The following is a 15,954-nucleotide window of genomic DNA, read 5'->3' on the forward strand; positions in this document are numbered from 1 at the left end:
TCCTCTCCTCTCCTGATCAAGCAGCTTCATGTCCGACACTGACACCATCCTGCCGCCCCGCCACACCGGCCTGCTGAGCGAGGCCCGCCGCATCGCGTGGCTGGCCTGGCCGATCGTCCTCACCAACCTCAACTGGACGATCATGCACCTCGTCGATGTCACGGTGGTGGGCTATGCCGGCACGAGCGAACTTGGAGCATTGGCGGCCGGCCGTGTGGTGATGTTCGTCATCCTGATGCTGCTGCTGGCAGGCATGTCCGGCGTAATCGTCTTCACCAGCCGCGCTGATGGCGGCGGGGATCTGGCACGCACCGGCGCGCTTTGGCGGGAAGCGGTGCTGACCGGCCTGTTGCTCGGCGTGCCCAGCGCCATCGTCATCGCGCTGTTCGCCCGCCCCCTGCTGGCGCTGACCGGCGTCGCCGACGCGCTGGTCGATCCCGGCGCGCATGTGCTCGCCGCGATGATGCTGGGCCTGCCCGGGCAGATGCTCTCGATCGGCTGTGCGTATTTTCTGGAAGGGGTGAGCGCGCCGCGCCGCGTGTTGATCGTCAACCTCGCCACCCTGCCGGTCAATGCCGTGCTGACCTGGGCCATGGCGCTCGGGCATCTGGGTTTCCCGGCGATGGGCGCGTTCGGCGCCGCGCTGGCGACATCGCTGACCTCGCTGGGCGGTGGCCTGGCCATGGCCTATATGGCGTGGACGCTGCCAAGCGCGCGCGAGCGCGGATTGCGCCGTCTCGACCTAGCGGCCTGGCGCAGCGCCTTGAGCGGCATCGGTGCCATTGTCCGCTTCGGCGCGATGCCCGGCATCGGGGCGGCGATGGAAGTGCTCGGCTTCTCCTATCTCATGATCCTCTCCACCCAGATGGGCGAGATTGTGGCCGGCGGCTTTCAGGTGATGCTCTCGCTGCACAATCTCGGCTTTGCCTTGGCCCTCGGGCTGGGATCGGCCGCCGGCGTGCGGGTCGGCAATGCGGTGGGTGCGGGCGAGCCATGGGAAGCGCGCAGCCGCACCATGATCGCGTGCGGCCTCTCCATCCTGTTCATGGGTGCGGTGGTGCTTGCCTATCTGCTCTTCGGCCGGCCGATCGTTGCCGGGCTGACCGCGCAACCCGCCGTGGCGCGGGAAGCGCTCATCATGCTGCTCATTCTGGCACCGTTCATCCTGTGCGATGGGCTACAGGCGATCTTCGTCGCCGCGCTGCGATCACTGGGCGACCAGGTGGTGGCCAGCATCAATGGCATCATCGCCTTTTTCGGCGTGATGGGCGTCATGGGCTGGTACGGCCATGCGCAGGGCTGGGGATCGGCGGGGCTGGCGTTCGCCGCGGCGCTCGGCATGGCGGCGGCGATGGTGCTGCAGGCAGCGCGCTTCTGGCAGGTCAGCCTGCGTTATCGGCGAACCTGAGCTCAAGGTTGCGCGCGTTCTTGGGGATATCCAGCCGGCTCTCGGACACGCGCGCTTCCTCATTGGGCTTGAGCGTCGACTTGTCCGCCTTGGTCATCCAGCTGAACACCAGCCGGCCCTGATCGTCGCGCAGTTCGACCACCACCGGCGGAACGGTCTGTTCCTGGTCGCTATCGTTGAGGATGCGGGCGCTGAACGCGAAATACTCCTCGCCGGTCGGCAAGTTGCGGCGCTCGGGCGGCTTAGGCAGGTAGAAATTGAGGCCGGAGGTCGCAGGCGCACCGCCAAAGCCGAGCGCAACGGCCCAGTTGGGCGGGCCGAAATAGGCGAGCGCACCGCCGGCAAGGCTCACCGCGACGAAGAAGGCGAGCGCCGCAGCCGTCCAGAGCCTGGCGGGATTGCGTCGCGGACGCGTCGGCGCCTCGGCTGGCTCGTCGGGATAATGGACGAACTCCTGCGCCGGCGCGGCAGCAGGCGGCGGATCGATTGGGTCGTGACGCGGTTCAGCCGGGGGCGCTGCGGCGGCGGTTTCCTCAGTGCCGACCGCGACCGGCGCCACAGGAGCCTGCGCTTCTGCACTCTCGACGGGTGCGGATGCAGGGGCCTCATTCGGCGCAATGCCGGCGTCCGCCGCAGCATCGGCCATCGCCGGCTCGGGGCGCTCCACCGGCGCGCCCTCCTGAAACCAGCTGTGACGGCAAGACGCGCACCGGACCTGACGGCCCGCAGCACCAATCGCGCTATCGGGCACAACATAGCGTGTGGCGCATTGAGGGCAGACGAGGATCATCGCGCTCCATAAACACCGGTTTCCCGCAGAGGGCAAGCGGGCGTTTGAACGTGGCCGGGGATATCCCCACAGCGACGGACGACAGGGCCCGCGGGACGCGCGCGAGGCCGGCGCACCATCCGCCACCTTGCCCGCAATGGGGGCCTGTGCCATGCACGGCGCGGCAGATCATCGGCGGGCGTGGCCGCGCGCCAATAATGGGGACATGCAATCGCGGCGATGGCTAGAATAGTCCAGTTCGAGAATGTCGGGCTGCGGTACGGGCCCGGCCCGGAGACGCTGTCCGACCTCAGCTTTTCGCTCGACGAAGGGGCCTTCTATTTCCTCACCGGCGCGTCCGGCGCGGGCAAGACCTCGCTGCTCAAGCTGCTCTATCTCGCCCAGCGCCCCAGCCGTGGCGCGATCCGCCTGTTCGATGCCGACATCGTCACCTTACCCCGCGCCCGTCTGCCGAGCTTCCGCCGCCGCATTGGCGTGGTGTTTCAGGATTTCCGACTGGTCTCGCACCTCTCGGCCTTCGATAATGTCGCGCTGCCACTGCGCATCGCCGGTGTGAACGAAGACCAGATCCGCCCGCCGGTGGAGGAGATGCTGCACTGGGTCGGCCTGTCCGACCGTGCCCATGCCTTGCCTGCCACCCTCTCGGGCGGGGAGCAGCAGCGCGTCGCCATCGCGCGCGCCGTGATCGGCCGGCCTGAACTGCTGGTGGCCGACGAGCCGACTGGCAATGTGGACCGGGACATGGCGACCCGGCTCATCACCCTGTTTGAGGCGCTCAACAAGCTCGGCACCACCATCGTCGTCGCCACGCACGACACTGCCCTGCTCGGCAAGGTGTATGGCGCACGGACCATGCGGCTGGAGGGCGGACGCATGGCGCCGATCGAGGGGCAGGATGGCGTCAGCGCGCTCTCCTCACCCTTTCGCCCCGCACCCCACCAGCCGGGGCCAGCCTGAGCCATGGCGCGCAATCCGCTCGAAGGCATGAGCCGCCCTTATCGCCCTGGCCCGCTGCTGCCGCAGGGCCGGCTGACCGGTCCGATGCCGTGGGTGATCGCGATCATGATGTTCCTGACCGTGCTGGCAACCGCCGCCGGCCTCGCCCTCAATCAAGGCGCGCGGGCGCTGGTGGATGAGGTCTCCGGCCGCGTGACCGTGCAGGTGGCCGAGGCCGATCCGCAGGCGCGCGGGCAAGCGGTGCGCCGCATCGTGGGCCTGCTCGATCAGGCCGAGGATGTCGGCACGGTGCATGTCGTGCCGGAGAGTGAACTGGCGGCGCAACTCGCGCCCTGGCTCGGCAATGACCTCAAGCTGGCCGATGTGCCGCTGCCGGCGCTGATCGATGCCGAACTGCTGACCCCGGAGAGCGCCCGGACCGAGCGGCTCGCTGTGCTCGACAAAGCAGTGAAAGAGATCAATCTCCATGCCCGCGTCGAGCCGCATGGCGATTATCTCTCGCCCCTCGCCCAGCTTGTCTGGTCCATCGGCCTCGTCGCCTTCGCCGTGGTCGCGCTGATGGCCTTTGCGACCGGCGCCGTGGTCGTGCTGGCCGCGCGAGGCGCGCACGCCACCCATCGCGGCACCATCGACATCATGCACATGCTGGGCGCCACCGATGCGCAGGTTGTGCGCCTGTTCCAGCGGCGGATGATGCTCGATGCGCTGTTCGGCGGCGTGGTGGGCTATGCGGCGGCGACGCTCGTCATCATCCTTGTCGGCCGCTCGATGGCGGCCGTGGCGTCCGATCTCATGAGCAGCGCCTCGCTGCCCGGCATCGCGTGGATCATCTTCCCGTTGCTGCCGGTGGCGGGTGTGGGCGTCGCCTCGCTGTCGGCGCGCCTCACCTTGCGGCGGGCGCTGGAGCGCTCCTTGTGATCCGGCGGTTTCTCTCGATCATCCTGCTGGTCTGGGCGTTCGGCTTTGCCTGGTTCGCCCTGCTGCTGCCCCAGCCGCAGGACGATGAAAAGACCGACGCCATCGTCGTGCTCACCGGTTCGGCAGGACGCATCGAGCGCGGGCTGACCCTCCTCCGCCGCGACCAGAGCCGCCATCTGCTGGTCTCGGGCGTGGACCGGGACGTGCGGCGCGGCGAATTTGCCGCGCTCTACAGGGTTTCGCCGACACTGATGAGCTGCTGCATCACCTTGGGCCGCGAGGCGATCGACACGCGCTCCAACGCCATCGAGACCGCGCGATGGCTGCGCCGCAACCGTTACACCTCCGTGCGGATCATCACCACTGACTGGCACATGCGCCGCGCGCAATACGAACTCTCGCGCCAGATCGATCCTTCGGTCCGCATCGTGCCGGACGCGGTGCGGTCTCACCCGAGCCTGACCGTGCTGTTCCGCGAATATCACAAGTTCGCCCTGCGGCGGATTGCCGGTCTGCTCGGCATTTGAGCGGGAACGGAAAGCCCATGCCACCCCTGTCCCCGCTCGGCACGCTGGTCACGGCGCTGCGCTCGGCGCTGTTTTCGGTGCTGTTCTACGGCATGACCGTCTTCCTGCTGCTCGCCTGCCTGAGCGTGATGCCGTTCGGCGCGCGCAAGGTCGTGCCGCTCGCGGCGGTGTGGTCGCGCATTCATCGGTTTCTGGCGCGCTGGGTGCTGGGCCAGAAGATCGTCGTGGAGGGCGCGTTCCCTGACGAACCGGTGTTCATTGTCTCCAAGCATGAATCGATGTTCGAGACGCTGGATGCCGTGATCCTCTTCCATCGCCCGGTGATCGCCGCCAAGCGCGAGCTGGGGGACATCCCGGTCTGGGGCGCGGTGGCGCGGGCTTATGGGCTGATGATCGTCGACCGGGCAGGCGGTGCCAGCGCGCTGCGCGGCATCCGTGCCGAAGCGCGCGCCGCCTTTGCCGAGGGCCGCCCCGTGCTGCTCTACCCGGAAGGGACGCGCGTGCCGCATGGCGAGCGTGCCCCGCTCAAGGCTGGCTTTGCCGGACTGTATTCCATGCTCGGCGTGCCCGTGCTGCCGGTGGCGCTGGATACGGGCCGGCTATCGCCCCGCAACAGTTTCCTGAAGCGCTCCGGCGTCATCACCTACCGGCTGGCGCCGCTCATTCCGCCCGGCCTGCCTCGTGCAGAAGCGGAACGCCAAGTGTTCGAGGCGATCAACAGCCTCAATGGACCAGCGGCCGAGCGGGAAATCGATTCGGTTTGACGCGAAATCGATTCGACTCACCGTTCGTTCATTGTCGTTTCATCCGGGCGAACGGATAGCTAAGCTCGAGCGGGGGTCTGATCGTGCCAGCGATATTGCGGCACGACCGCTGGCCGATCTGCGATTGCGGGAGACATTTGAATGAACCGGACGAGAGCACCGATCCAGCCTCTCATCACTTGGGCGATCGGGCTGGTGGCAAGCGCGGCACTGGTGGCGGCGCCTGCCGCTGCCCAGATCAACACGGTCGATCCCAACACGCAGATCGACGCAGATCTCGCGCCCGGCGCACCGGCGAACCAGACACCGCTGCCATCCGAGCCTGCGCCGTCCTACCCGCCAGCCGATCCGGTCTATAACGATCCGGCAACCAGCCCGCCGCCCGCGCCCCCGGCGAGCACCACGGCCCAGACCGCGACCACAGCGACCGAGGCCGCCGGCGTGCCGGAGAACGCCGCCGCGAACACCTACAAGAAGGACGATCTGATCGGCGCGGCCGAGGGCGTTTTCGGCAAGGGCGCCGAAGGGCTCGCCGGCATCATCGAGAACATCCTCAAGGATCAGGGCGAGCCGATCGCCTACATCGCCGGGCGCGAGGCCTCGGGTGCCATTGGCATCGGCCTGCGCTACGGATCGGGTACGCTGTTCCACAAGATCGAGGGCCAGCGCGACGTCTACTGGACAGGCCCGTCCATCGGCTTCGACCTCGGCGGCAATGCCGCGAAGACCTTTGTGCTCGTCTACAATCTCTATGACAGCCAGGAACTCTATAAGCGCTTCCCGGCCGGCGAGGGCGCCGCCTATCTCGTCGGCGGTTTCAACGCGAGCTACATGCGCTGGGGCGATATCGTGCTCATCCCCATCCGGCTTGGCGTCGGCTATCGGCTCGGCGTCAATGCCGGCTACATGAAGTTCACCGAAAAGCGCAACTGGCTGCCCTTCTGAGCCTTCGCGCGAGCGGCGCTCGACCGATCGGGTAAAGCGCCGCTTTGCGCGGGCAGAGACAAACTCATCCCACGCAGCGCTGGTCTGTGCGCGCGCAGACGCTAGATTGGCGGCATAACACCGCGCACAGGAGACAAGACCATGGCCGACAGCGACCCCGCCAACAATCTGCCCGCCGGATATGTTCCGCCCAAGGTGTGGCGCAACGAGACGGAGAATGGCGGGCAGTTCGCCAGCATCAATGCGCCGACGGCGGGCGCGCGGCAGGACATCACCCTGCCCATCGGCGAACATCCGCTCCAGCTCTATTCGCTGGGCACACCCAATGGCCAGAAGGTCACGGTGATGCTCGAGGAGCTGCTGGCCGCGGGCTATGACGCGGAATATGATGCCTGGCTGATCAAGATCTACACCGGCGAGCAGTTCGGCAGCGATTTCGTGAAGATCAACCCGAACAGCAAGATTCCGGCGATGATGGATTACAGCCAGAACCCGCCGCTGCGCCTGTTCGAGAGCGGTTCTATGCTGGTCTATCTGGCCGAGAAGTTCGGCGCCTTCCTGCCGACCGACGTGCGCAAGCGCACCGAGACGTTCAACTGGCTGATGTGGCAGATGGGCTCCGCGCCGTTCGTCGGCGGCGGCTTCGGGCACTTCTATGCCTATGCGCCGATCAAGATCGAATATGCCATCGACCGCTACGCCATGGAAACCAAGCGCCAACTGGACGTGCTCGACAAGCAATTGGCCGACAAGGAATTCATCATCGGCGACGAGATCACCATCGCCGATTTCGCCATCCTGCCCTGGTATGGATCGATGATGCGCAGTGCCTATGATGCGCAGGAGTTCCTCTCGGTCCATGAGTATCGCAATGTCGACCGCTGGGTGACGCAACTCCATGCCCGCAAGGGTGTGAGCCGCGGCCTGCTCGTCAATGCTGCAGGACGCCCCGGCGGCGGCATCGCCGAGCGACACAGCGCCAAGGATCTCGACGACGCCATCGCCGCAGCGGCGGAAAGCGCGCCCGCATGAGGCGGCTTTAAACGCACAACGCGCATGGCCGGGTCAGCCAGGCCCGGCCATGCGCATCATCCTGCCTGTCCGGATTCCCCGGTTATCAAGGCGCCGAACAGCCCCGCCGAGAAATTTCTTCACGCATTTAAACGGTGCGGGAACCAAAATGCCTGATTGGCGTTCCCCTCGGGGGTCTGAGCTATCTGCCCTTTTGGCATCTGAAAGGGCGGGCATTAAGTGCTTCATAATAATCGCGAAGTGTTTCTCTATGCCGCCATCGCCTTCCTTCTGGCGATCCCGTTCGCCGGAGACCTGATCTTTCCCCTCGGCACCGCTGTCTGGGTCATCTACCTCCTCCCCACCGTTCTCGCATTCCTCGCGTCCGCTCCCCTCGCGCCGCTCGTCACGGCCTCGCTGGCAACGCTGCTGACGATCATGGGCTTCTTCTTCGCGCGCGATGGGGTCGATCCGAACATCGCCATCGTCAACCGCGTCATCGGCGCCTCCGTGAACTGGCTGCTGGCCGCTGTTGGCGTCATGTTCATCCGCAGCAAGCTGGAAATCGCCCGGCAGGATTGGCTGCAGGCCGGGCAGGTCGGGCTTGGAAATGCCGTTGCTGGCGACCTTTCGATCGAAGAGGTCTCCCAGCGGGCCTTGCGCTACCTGGCGGAATATCTCGGCGCGCAAGCGGCTGCCCTGTTCGTTCGCGAGCAAGCGAGCTTTCAGCGCCGTGCCGTCTATGGCGTTCCGCAGGACGCCCCCATTCCGCAAGAGATCAAGCCAGACGATGGGTTGCTCGGTCAGGCCGTACGCGACAAGCGCAGCTTTCTGCTGACCGAGGTGCCGGAAAATTATCTCTATTACGGCTCGGCGTTCGGCCGGGCGGTCCCGCAGCAGATTCTGGTCGCGCCCGCGCGCGCCGATGGCGAAGTCAACGCCGTGATCGAACTGGGATTGACCGGCAAGGCTGCCCATGATGCCGAAGCCTTCATGACGCGGATCGCCGCGCAGCTTGGCGTCTCGATCCGCTCGGCAGCCTATCGGTCGCAGCTTCAGGCGCTGTTGGAAGAAACCCAGCATCAGGCCGAGGAACTGCAGGCGCAGGGCGAAGAACTGCAAGCCAATAATGAGGAGCTGGAAGCGCAGAGCCAGCGGCTGCTGGAATCGCAGGCGCGGCTGGAAGCGCAGCAGGCCGAGCTGGAGGAGAGCAATGCCTCGCTGGAAAATCAGGCCCATGAGCTTGAGGCCCAGCGCGACGAGCTGGAACAGGCCCAGGCCTCGCTTGAGGAGCAGACCGCCGAGCTTGAGAAGGCCAGCCGCTACAAATCCGAATTCCTCGCCAACATGTCGCACGAGCTGCGCACGCCGCTCAATTCGCTGCTCATCATGGCGCGGCTGCTCGGGGAGAACCGGGCAGGCAATCTCTCGGCCGATCAGGTCAAGCACGCCCGCACGATCGAATCCTCCGGCAATGATCTGTTGGCGCTGATCAACGACATTCTCGACATCTCGAAGATCGAGGCGGGCAAGGTGGAGCTGGACATCCGCCCGGCCAAGCTCTCGACCATGTTCGAGCGCCTGAGCGCGACCTTTTCCGCAGGCGCGACCTCGAAGGGGCTGGCGCTGCGGACGGAAATCGACCCCGGCCTGCCAGCCGACATCCGCACCGACGCCCAGCGCGTCGAGCAAGTGCTCAAGAACTTCCTCTCCAACGCGATCAAGTTCACGGCCGCCGGTGAGATCACGCTGCGGGCATCGGCCGCACCGGGCGGCGGGGTCGCGCTGAGCGTGCGGGATACGGGCATCGGCATTCCGGCCGAGAAGCTCGGCATCATCTTCGATGCCTTCCGACAGGCGGACGGGACGGTCAGCCGCAAATATGGCGGCACCGGCCTTGGCCTGTCGATTTCTCGCGAACTGGCCGGGCTGCTCGGCGGTTCGGTCGGCGTCGAGAGCGCTGCCGGCGAAGGCAGCGTGTTCACGCTGACGCTGCCGCTCGAGCTGGAGCCATCTGCGCTCGATCAGGGCCGCTCGCAATCCCGCCCTGCCCTGCCGGAACCGGCGCGTGGGCCGGCGATGCCAGCCTTGCCGCGCCAGTCGCCGGTGGCGGATGATCGCGAGGTGCTTTCCGGCGATTCCCGCTTGATCCTCGTCGTGGAGGATGATGCGCGTTTTGCGGAAATCCTCGCCGACCTCTCGCACGAACTCGGTTTCCAGTGCCTCGTCGCGGGAACGGCGGACGAAGGCGTCTTGCTGGCCCGGCAATATCTGCCCCACGCCATCATCCTCGACATGAACCTGCCCGACCACACCGGCCTCTCCGTGCTCGACCGGTTGAAGCGCGACGTGCGCACGCGGCACATCCCGGTGCATATCGTTTCGGTGAGCGAGGATGCACAGGCGGCGCTGGCCAATGGCGCCGTGGGCTATCTGCTCAAGCCGGTGCGGCGCGAGCAACTGGTCGACATGCTCGAAGCGCTGGAGACGCGCATTTCGCAGCGCGTGCGCCGGGTGCTGGTGGTGGAGGATGATGCCCGCCAGGCCGAGAGCATCGGCCTGCTCTTGGGCTCGCGCGATGTCGAGACGGTGGCCGCACATAGTGCGGCGGAATGCCTCGACCAGCTGGGCACGACCAGCTTCGACTGCATGGTGCTGGACCTCAACCTGCCCGACACGCCCGGCCTCGATCTCCTCGAACGGCTGAGCGAGGATGAGACCATCGGCTTCCCGCCGGTGATCGTCTACACCGGCCGCGACATCTCCCCCGAGGAAGAGCTGCGCCTGCGCCGTTACTCCAAGTCGATCATCGTCAAGGGCGCCAAGTCACCCGAGCGGCTGCTCGATGAGGTGACCTTGTTCCTGCACCAAGTCGTCTCCGAGCTGCCCGAGGCGCAGAAGGAGATGGTGGTCCGCTCGCTCAACCGGGACGTCGCGCTGGATGGCAAGACCATCCTCGTGGTCGAGGATGACATTCGCAATGTCTATGCACTGACCAGCATTTTCGAGCCGCATGGCACCACCATTCGCATCGCCCGCAACGGCCGGGAAGCGCTCGACGCGCTGGACCAGTCCGCAAAGGGCGAGGCGCCGATGGTCGATCTGGTGCTGATGGACGTGATGATGCCGGAGATGGATGGCCTGACCGCCACCCGCCACATCCGCGGGCAGAACCAGTGGCGCAACCTGCCGATCATCGCCCTGACCGCCAAGGCCATGGACCGCGACCAGCAGGAATGTCTGGCAGCGGGCGCCAATGATTATCTCTCCAAGCCGCTCGACGTGGACAAGCTATTGTCACTGGTGCGCGTGTGGATGCCGCGATGACCCCCGAAGCCGAGCTTGCCCCGCTGGACGTGCTGGAAGCCGATCTGCTGATCGAGGCGATCTGGCGGCATTATCATTATGACTTCCGCGGCTACTCGCGCAATTCGCTCCACCGCCGCCTGCTGCGCGCCCAGCCGCATCTTGGCTGCGAGAGCTTCTCCCAGATGCAGCATATCGTGCTGCGCAGCCCCGCCGCCTTTGGCGAGCTGATGCGCTACCTGACCATCCAGGTGAGCGAGATGTTCCGCGACCCCGATTATTTTCGGGCCCTGCGCGAGCAGGTGATCCCGCACCTGCGGACCTACCCCTCGATCAAGGTCTGGATCGCCGGCTGCGCCAATGGCGAGGAATTCTATTCCATGGCCATCCTGTTTCGGGAAGAAGGGCTGGAGGAGCGCACGATCTTCTACTGCACGGACATCAGCCCCGGCGCGCTCAACAACGCGCAGAGCGGCGTCTACGAGCAGAGCCGCATCGCGAAGTTCACCGAGAACCACCGGCTGTCCGGCGGACACACATCCCTCTCCGATTATTATACCGCAGCCTATGGCGGCGTGGTGTTCGACAAGTCGCTGCGGTCGCGCGCGGTGTTCGCCGAGCACAGCCTCGCGACGGATCAGGTGTTTGCCGAGGCGCATCTGATTTCCAGCCGCAATGTGCTCATCTATTTCGACCGCGACCTGCAGGACCGCGCGATCGATCTCTTCGCCAATTCGCTGGTGCGCGGCGGGTATCTCGGCCTAGGTTCGCGTGAGACGCTGCGCTTCTCGCGGACGTCCGGCTGCTTTGATGACTTCGTGCCTCAGGAAAAAATCTATCGCCGCAACCTCGTCCCGTCACAGGAGCCCGGCCATGTCGCCTGATCCGGTCCGCATCCTCATCGTCGATGACGTGGTGGAAAATCTCGAAGCGCTCGAAGCGCTGCTGGCCCATGACGGCGTGGAGACGGCCCGCGCCGGTTCCGGCGCCGAGGCGCTGGAGCTGTTACTGGTCAACGAGTTCGCCCTTGCCCTGCTCGATGTGCAGATGCCGGGCATGGATGGCTTCGAACTGGCCGAGCTGATGCGCGGCACCGAGCGGACCCGCCGGATCCCGATCATCTTCCTCACTGCCGTCGCCACCGACGAGACGCGGCGCTTCCGCGGCTATGAAGCCGGCGCCGTCGACTATCTGCTCAAGCCGATCGATTCGCTCGTTCTGCGCAGCAAGGTGGAGGTATTTGTCGAGCTGCACCGGCATCGGCAGGCACTGGCGCGCCATGGCGATGAATTGAGCCGTGCACTGGGCCGGCTGCAGGCGCACCGCGACAACAGCCCGCTCGCCATCGTGGAGTTCGATGACAGCGAGCGGATCGTCGGCTGGTCGAAGGGCGCCGAGCGCATGTTCGGCTGGAGCGAGCGGGAAATGCTGGGCGGCGACCTCGCCACGACAGCCTGGAGCGATGCCGATGGCACTGCCCCCCTGCATAGCCTGTTCGCGGACTTCCGCGCCGGCGTGAAACAGCGCGACATGCTGAGCCTCGTGCTGCACAGCCGCCAGGGGACGGACATCGACACGGAATGCTATTGTTCCGCGGTCCATGGCGCAGGCGGGCGGCTGCTCTCGGTGGAAGTACAGATTCTCGACGTGACCGAGCGGCGCCGGGCCGAAAAGACCCAGCGGCTTCTGGTGGGCGAGCTCAACCACCGGGTGAAGAACACCATGGCCTCCGTGCAGGCCATCGCCTCGCAGACATTGCGCCATTCGGCCGATCCCGCCGATTTCGCGCCGACGTTCATTGGCCGCATCCATGCGCTGAGCAAGGCGCATTCGCTACTGAGCGAAGCGACATGGAAGGCCGCCAGCTTGCGCGAGCTGATCCACGGCCAGTTCGATATGGGCGTGGTCGGTCCCGACCGCCTCTCCGCGACCGGGCCGGACGTGGACCTGGAACCCGAGCCGTCCCTGCATCTCTCCATGGTCCTGCACGAGCTGGTGACCAACGCCCTCAAATATGGCGCGCTATCCACCGCAGAAGGCCAGGTCGCACTTAACTGGACGCTGGAGGATGAGCAACTGCATCTGGAATGGGTAGAGCGTGGCGGGCCGCCCGTCTCGCCCCCATCGCGCACCGGTTTCGGCAGCATGTTGATCGAGCGCAGCCTGCGCAGCGAAGGCGGGGCTTCCACCGCCACGTACGAGCCGGAAGGCCTGCGCTGGACCCTGACCCTGCCCTGTGCCGTCGTGAGGAAGTCCGCCCCCGCCGCGATCCCACGGACGGCGCCCCAGCCCGTCCTCCAGGTTACCACCGAAGGCTCGCTGGACGGCAAGTCTGTGCTCGTCGTGGAGGACGAGCCTCTGGTCGCGCTGGATATCCTGACCGTGCTGGGCGAGAGCGGCGCGCAGGTCATCGGGCCAGTCACCACGCATGACCAGGCGCTGGAGCAGGCCCGCACCGGCCAGTTCGACCTCGTGCTGCTGGATGGCAACCTGCAGGGCGAGACGGTCGAGGACATCGCAGCGCTGCTGCAGGCCCGCGCCATCCCGTTCCTGATGGTCAGCGGCTATGGTGCGGCGCAATTGCCGGACCTGCTCGCGCGCCAACCGATCGTGACCAAGCCGTTCAGCGCGGAGGAATTGCTCCGGGCCGCACGATCCCTGCTCGCGCCCAGCCCCGCCATGGATATCGCGGTCTAGCAAAGCCATCGAAGGAATGTCCTCGGGACGTGAGCAAGGTTAGTGAAATCTCCTACACATCGGGAAAATTTTCGCACCTTTCTGCCATGTCCGTTCCGCTGACGTTCAGCGAAATGGCGTAAAAGCGGCCCAGCCACAAATTGGCACGACACATGCTTTGGAAAGGACAGCGGGTCGAACGGATCGGCCCGCCTTCAAGGAGCCAACCGATGTCCGCCTCACACCCCTCGATGCTCGCACGCCCCGACACGCTGCTGGGAATCTGCCAGGCCGTTGGCGAGGATCTCGGCATCAACCCGACCTGGGTCCGGGCGGCGCTTGCCTGTGGGGTCTTCTTCAATCTCGCTGCGACAGTGGCCATCTATCTTGGCCTCGGGCTTGTCGTGGCCGTCAGCCGCTGGCTGTTCCCTGCGCCATCGCGCCCAATCGCTGATGTTGTGGTGGTCGACGCAGACGCCGCGCAGACCGAGCCGGCTGCAGAGACCGTCGATCAGGACACCCAAGCGCCACAGCCCCTGCCGCTGGCCGCCTGAGCCTATTCGGCTCCCGCACCTGCCTGACGATCAGTGCAGGCGCTGGCTGCCCTGCCCGTCGCCCCGCCGCGCGAACTGCATGAGCTGGATGATCAGTTCGTTGCGGTCGCGCAGCGCATCGGCTTCGAGCAGGGCCTGTTTGGCCGCCGGATCGAAGGGTGCGATCTGCGCGATGGCATTCACCAGCATCTCGTCGTCCAGTGTCTCGACCGCATCCCATTCGACCTCATAGCCAAGCGACGCGGCGAATGCCCGGGCCTCATCCTCCAGCGCGGCCCGCTCGCTGGGCGCCAGCACGCCGGGTTCATCCTCGGCGCCTTCGATGATCTCGACTTCCACCTGACGGAAGGCGGTGGGGACATCCAGCTCCCGCTGCACGCGAAAGCGCGCCTCGCCGGCCAGGATGATGTTGAAGCGCCCGTCATCCAGCGCCTCGATCTCGGTGATCCGCCCCATGCAGCCGATGGAGAAGAGCGGCGCGGGCTCGCCCGGTCCGCTCGGCTGGATCATGCCGATGCGCTGGTCCTTGGCCATCGCCTCCGAGACCATCGCCCGATAGCGCGGCTCGAAGATGTGCAGCGGCAGGTGCATGCGGGGGAACAGCAGCGCCCCGCCCAGCGGGAAGATGGCCAGCCTGCGCTGCATCACAGCCTCAGGCGAAGAGAATTTGCGAAAGGCGACGGCGCTGGCCGGCAACCCAGGGATCTTCCAGCCCGACCACCTCGAAGAGCTGGAGCAACTGCGTCCGCGCCTTGCCCTCCTCCCAACTGCGGTCGCGCGCGATGCTGGTCAGCAGCGCCTCGGCGGCGGCATCCCGGTCGCCATTGGCCATATGAGCGGCCGACAGCTCGAACAGCGCGTCATGATCGTCCGGATTGGCCTGGATGCGGGCCTGCAGCGGTGCCACGTCAACGCCCGGCGTGGCGGACCGCGCCAGCGCGATGGCCGAGCGTCCGCGCTCGATGGCCTTGTCGTGCGCCAGGGGCTCGGGCAGGCTGGCCACGAGCCCGTCCGCCTCATCGAGATGCCCGGCGGCCACCAGGGCGCGGATCTGCCCGCCCAGAGCCTCGGCATTGTCCGGTGCCATCTCGTTGATCTGGGCGAAGATCGCGATCGCCCGCTCCGCATCGCCGCCCGCAAGCACGTCTTCTGCCATGGCCAGCAACGGCGCGATATCCTGCGCACGCTGCCCCGCCTCGCTCTCGACCGGCAATTGCGCGAGGATCTGGTCAAGCATCTGGCGATACTGGCTCTCGGTGCGCGCCTGAGTCAGATCCGCGACCGGTTGCCCCTGGAACACCGCGTAGACGGTGGGGATAGACTGCACGCGAAACTGGCTGGCGATGAACCGGTTCTCATCGACATTGATCTTGACGAGCAACACCCCCCGGTCGGCATATTCGGCCGCGATCTTCTCGATGATGGGCGAGAGCTGCTTGCAGGGCCCGCACCATTCCGCCCAGAAGTCGACCATGACGAGCTTCGTTTGCGAAGGCTCGACAACGTCGCGACGGAACGCCTCAACGGCCTGCTTGTCCTGCTCGCTCAACCCGAGGGTGGCCACGTCATATCTCCTGCTGCCTGTCCGTTCGATCAGACCATATGGGGTGGAACGCCGATGCTCTGCAAGGGTGACAGGGAATCTTTGGAGAAAGCGCAAAAGGGGCTTGCCGCCTTCCAAAGGCGATGCTAGTTGCCCGCCTCACCCGACCGGAAGGCACTGCCCCGGTCCGCCAGAGCGGGCGTAGCTCAGGGGTAGAGCACAACCTTGCCAAGGTTGGGGTCGAGGGTTCGAATCCCTTCGCCCGCTCCAGTTTCTTCAAGAATTGCATGATTGAACGGCCTTCGGGCCGGCTCTTCGTTGCGGCGCGGCGATCTGGTCGCTCAGCGCTCGGGAGCGCTCTGTCTAGGGCGATCGGACATCGAGATTTGAAAAGGCACTCGGTCCATACGGAGAGCGTGGCGACCATGGGAGCCCCCCCCTGTGGCAGGGGGCCGCCCCAGGTAAATGACCACGGCCGACCCTGCGCGCGTCCAACTCATTTGAGGTCGTGGCGTAGACCTATGCGGTCCCAGCCATTTCGCGACGCATGGCGCT

14 protein-coding genes and 1 tRNA gene are annotated in these 15,954 nt (G+C 66.1%); 12 read left to right on the forward strand and 3 right to left on the reverse strand.

All coding sequences use genetic code 11. The features are described 5' to 3' along the window. Nucleotides 1-28: 28 nt before the first annotated feature. A complete protein-coding gene (locus M2336_RS02050) occupies nucleotides 29-1,408 on the forward strand; it encodes an MATE family efflux transporter (protein ID WP_264573791.1) in 1,380 nt (459 codons plus the stop codon). On the opposite strand, the gene M2336_RS02055 is transcribed toward M2336_RS02050, so the two are convergent. Next, nucleotides 1,383-2,198, reverse strand: coding sequence for a zinc-ribbon domain-containing protein (locus M2336_RS02055; protein ID WP_264573792.1), 816 nt, complete (start codon nucleotides 2,196-2,198; stop codon nucleotides 1,383-1,385). The genes M2336_RS02050 and M2336_RS02055 overlap by 26 nt on opposite strands. A gap of 219 nt (nucleotides 2,199-2,417) precedes the next feature. Between M2336_RS02055 and ftsE the strand changes: the two genes are divergently transcribed. The 10 genes from ftsE (at nucleotide 2,418) to M2336_RS02105 (ending at nucleotide 13,856) form a co-directional block, all read left to right on the forward strand. Beyond that, nucleotides 2,418-3,155 carry a cell division ATP-binding protein FtsE gene (gene ftsE, locus M2336_RS02060; protein WP_264573793.1) on the forward strand — a complete coding sequence of 246 codons (738 nt, stop codon included), beginning with the start codon at nucleotides 2,418-2,420 and terminating at the stop codon, nucleotides 3,153-3,155. 3 nt (nucleotides 3,156-3,158) lie between these two features. Then, on the forward strand, nucleotides 3,159-4,073 hold the full coding sequence (locus M2336_RS02065; RefSeq protein WP_264573794.1) for a cell division protein FtsX: 915 nt from the start codon (nucleotides 3,159-3,161) through the stop codon (nucleotides 4,071-4,073). Continuing rightward, nucleotides 4,070-4,600 carry a YdcF family protein gene (locus M2336_RS02070; protein WP_264573795.1) on the forward strand — a complete coding sequence of 177 codons (531 nt, stop codon included), beginning with the start codon at nucleotides 4,070-4,072 and terminating at the stop codon, nucleotides 4,598-4,600. The genes M2336_RS02065 and M2336_RS02070 overlap by 4 nt, the downstream gene beginning before the upstream one ends. 17 nt (nucleotides 4,601-4,617) lie before the next feature. Beyond that, nucleotides 4,618-5,364, forward strand: coding sequence for a lysophospholipid acyltransferase family protein (locus M2336_RS02075; protein ID WP_264571851.1), 747 nt, complete (start codon nucleotides 4,618-4,620; stop codon nucleotides 5,362-5,364). A gap of 141 nt (nucleotides 5,365-5,505) precedes the next feature. Continuing rightward, complete coding sequence (locus tag M2336_RS02080; protein ID WP_264573796.1) at nucleotides 5,506-6,309, forward strand: DUF1134 domain-containing protein; 804 nt, start codon at nucleotides 5,506-5,508, stop codon at nucleotides 6,307-6,309. 141 nt (nucleotides 6,310-6,450) lie between these two features. Beyond that, complete coding sequence (gene yghU, locus M2336_RS02085) at nucleotides 6,451-7,341, forward strand: glutathione-dependent disulfide-bond oxidoreductase (protein ID WP_264573797.1); 891 nt, start codon at nucleotides 6,451-6,453, stop codon at nucleotides 7,339-7,341. A gap of 219 nt (nucleotides 7,342-7,560) precedes the next feature. Beyond that, nucleotides 7,561-10,647, forward strand: a complete 3,087-nt coding sequence (locus tag M2336_RS02090) for a response regulator (RefSeq protein WP_264592526.1) — start codon at nucleotides 7,561-7,563, stop codon at nucleotides 10,645-10,647. Then, nucleotides 10,644-11,510 (forward strand): CheR family methyltransferase, encoded by an 867-nt coding sequence (locus M2336_RS02095; protein ID WP_264571847.1) that lies wholly within the window; start codon nucleotides 10,644-10,646, stop codon nucleotides 11,508-11,510. The genes M2336_RS02090 and M2336_RS02095 overlap by 4 nt, the downstream gene beginning before the upstream one ends. Continuing rightward, nucleotides 11,500-13,323, forward strand: coding sequence for a response regulator (locus M2336_RS02100; protein ID WP_264573799.1), 1,824 nt, complete (start codon nucleotides 11,500-11,502; stop codon nucleotides 13,321-13,323). The genes M2336_RS02095 and M2336_RS02100 overlap by 11 nt, the downstream gene beginning before the upstream one ends. A 209-nt stretch (nucleotides 13,324-13,532) precedes the next feature. Further along, on the forward strand, nucleotides 13,533-13,856 hold the full coding sequence (locus M2336_RS02105) for a PspC domain-containing protein (protein WP_264573800.1): 324 nt from the start codon (nucleotides 13,533-13,535) through the stop codon (nucleotides 13,854-13,856). A gap of 30 nt (nucleotides 13,857-13,886) precedes the next feature. On the opposite strand, the gene M2336_RS02110 is transcribed toward M2336_RS02105, so the two are convergent. Together M2336_RS02110 and M2336_RS02115 are read right to left on the reverse strand one after the other, a co-directional pair. Next, nucleotides 13,887-14,501 carry an LON peptidase substrate-binding domain-containing protein gene (locus M2336_RS02110; RefSeq protein ID WP_413715951.1) on the reverse strand — a complete coding sequence of 205 codons (615 nt, stop codon included), beginning with the start codon at nucleotides 14,499-14,501 and terminating at the stop codon, nucleotides 13,887-13,889. A 7-nt stretch (nucleotides 14,502-14,508) separates the two neighbouring features. Beyond that, the gene (locus M2336_RS02115; protein WP_264573802.1) at nucleotides 14,509-15,420 is read right to left on the reverse strand and encodes a tetratricopeptide repeat protein; all 912 of its coding nucleotides are present in this window, start codon (nucleotides 15,418-15,420) and stop codon (nucleotides 14,509-14,511) included. A 174-nt stretch (nucleotides 15,421-15,594) separates the two neighbouring features. On the opposite strand from M2336_RS02115, the gene M2336_RS02120 reads away from it, so the two are divergent. Next, nucleotides 15,595-15,669: transfer RNA gene (locus M2336_RS02120), tRNA-Gly, on the forward strand. Nucleotides 15,670-15,954 lie beyond the last annotated feature (285 nt).

It is taken from the genome of Sphingobium sp. B1D7B, assembly GCF_025961965.1.
Classification (GTDB): Bacteria; Pseudomonadota; Alphaproteobacteria; order Sphingomonadales; family Sphingomonadaceae; genus Sphingobium.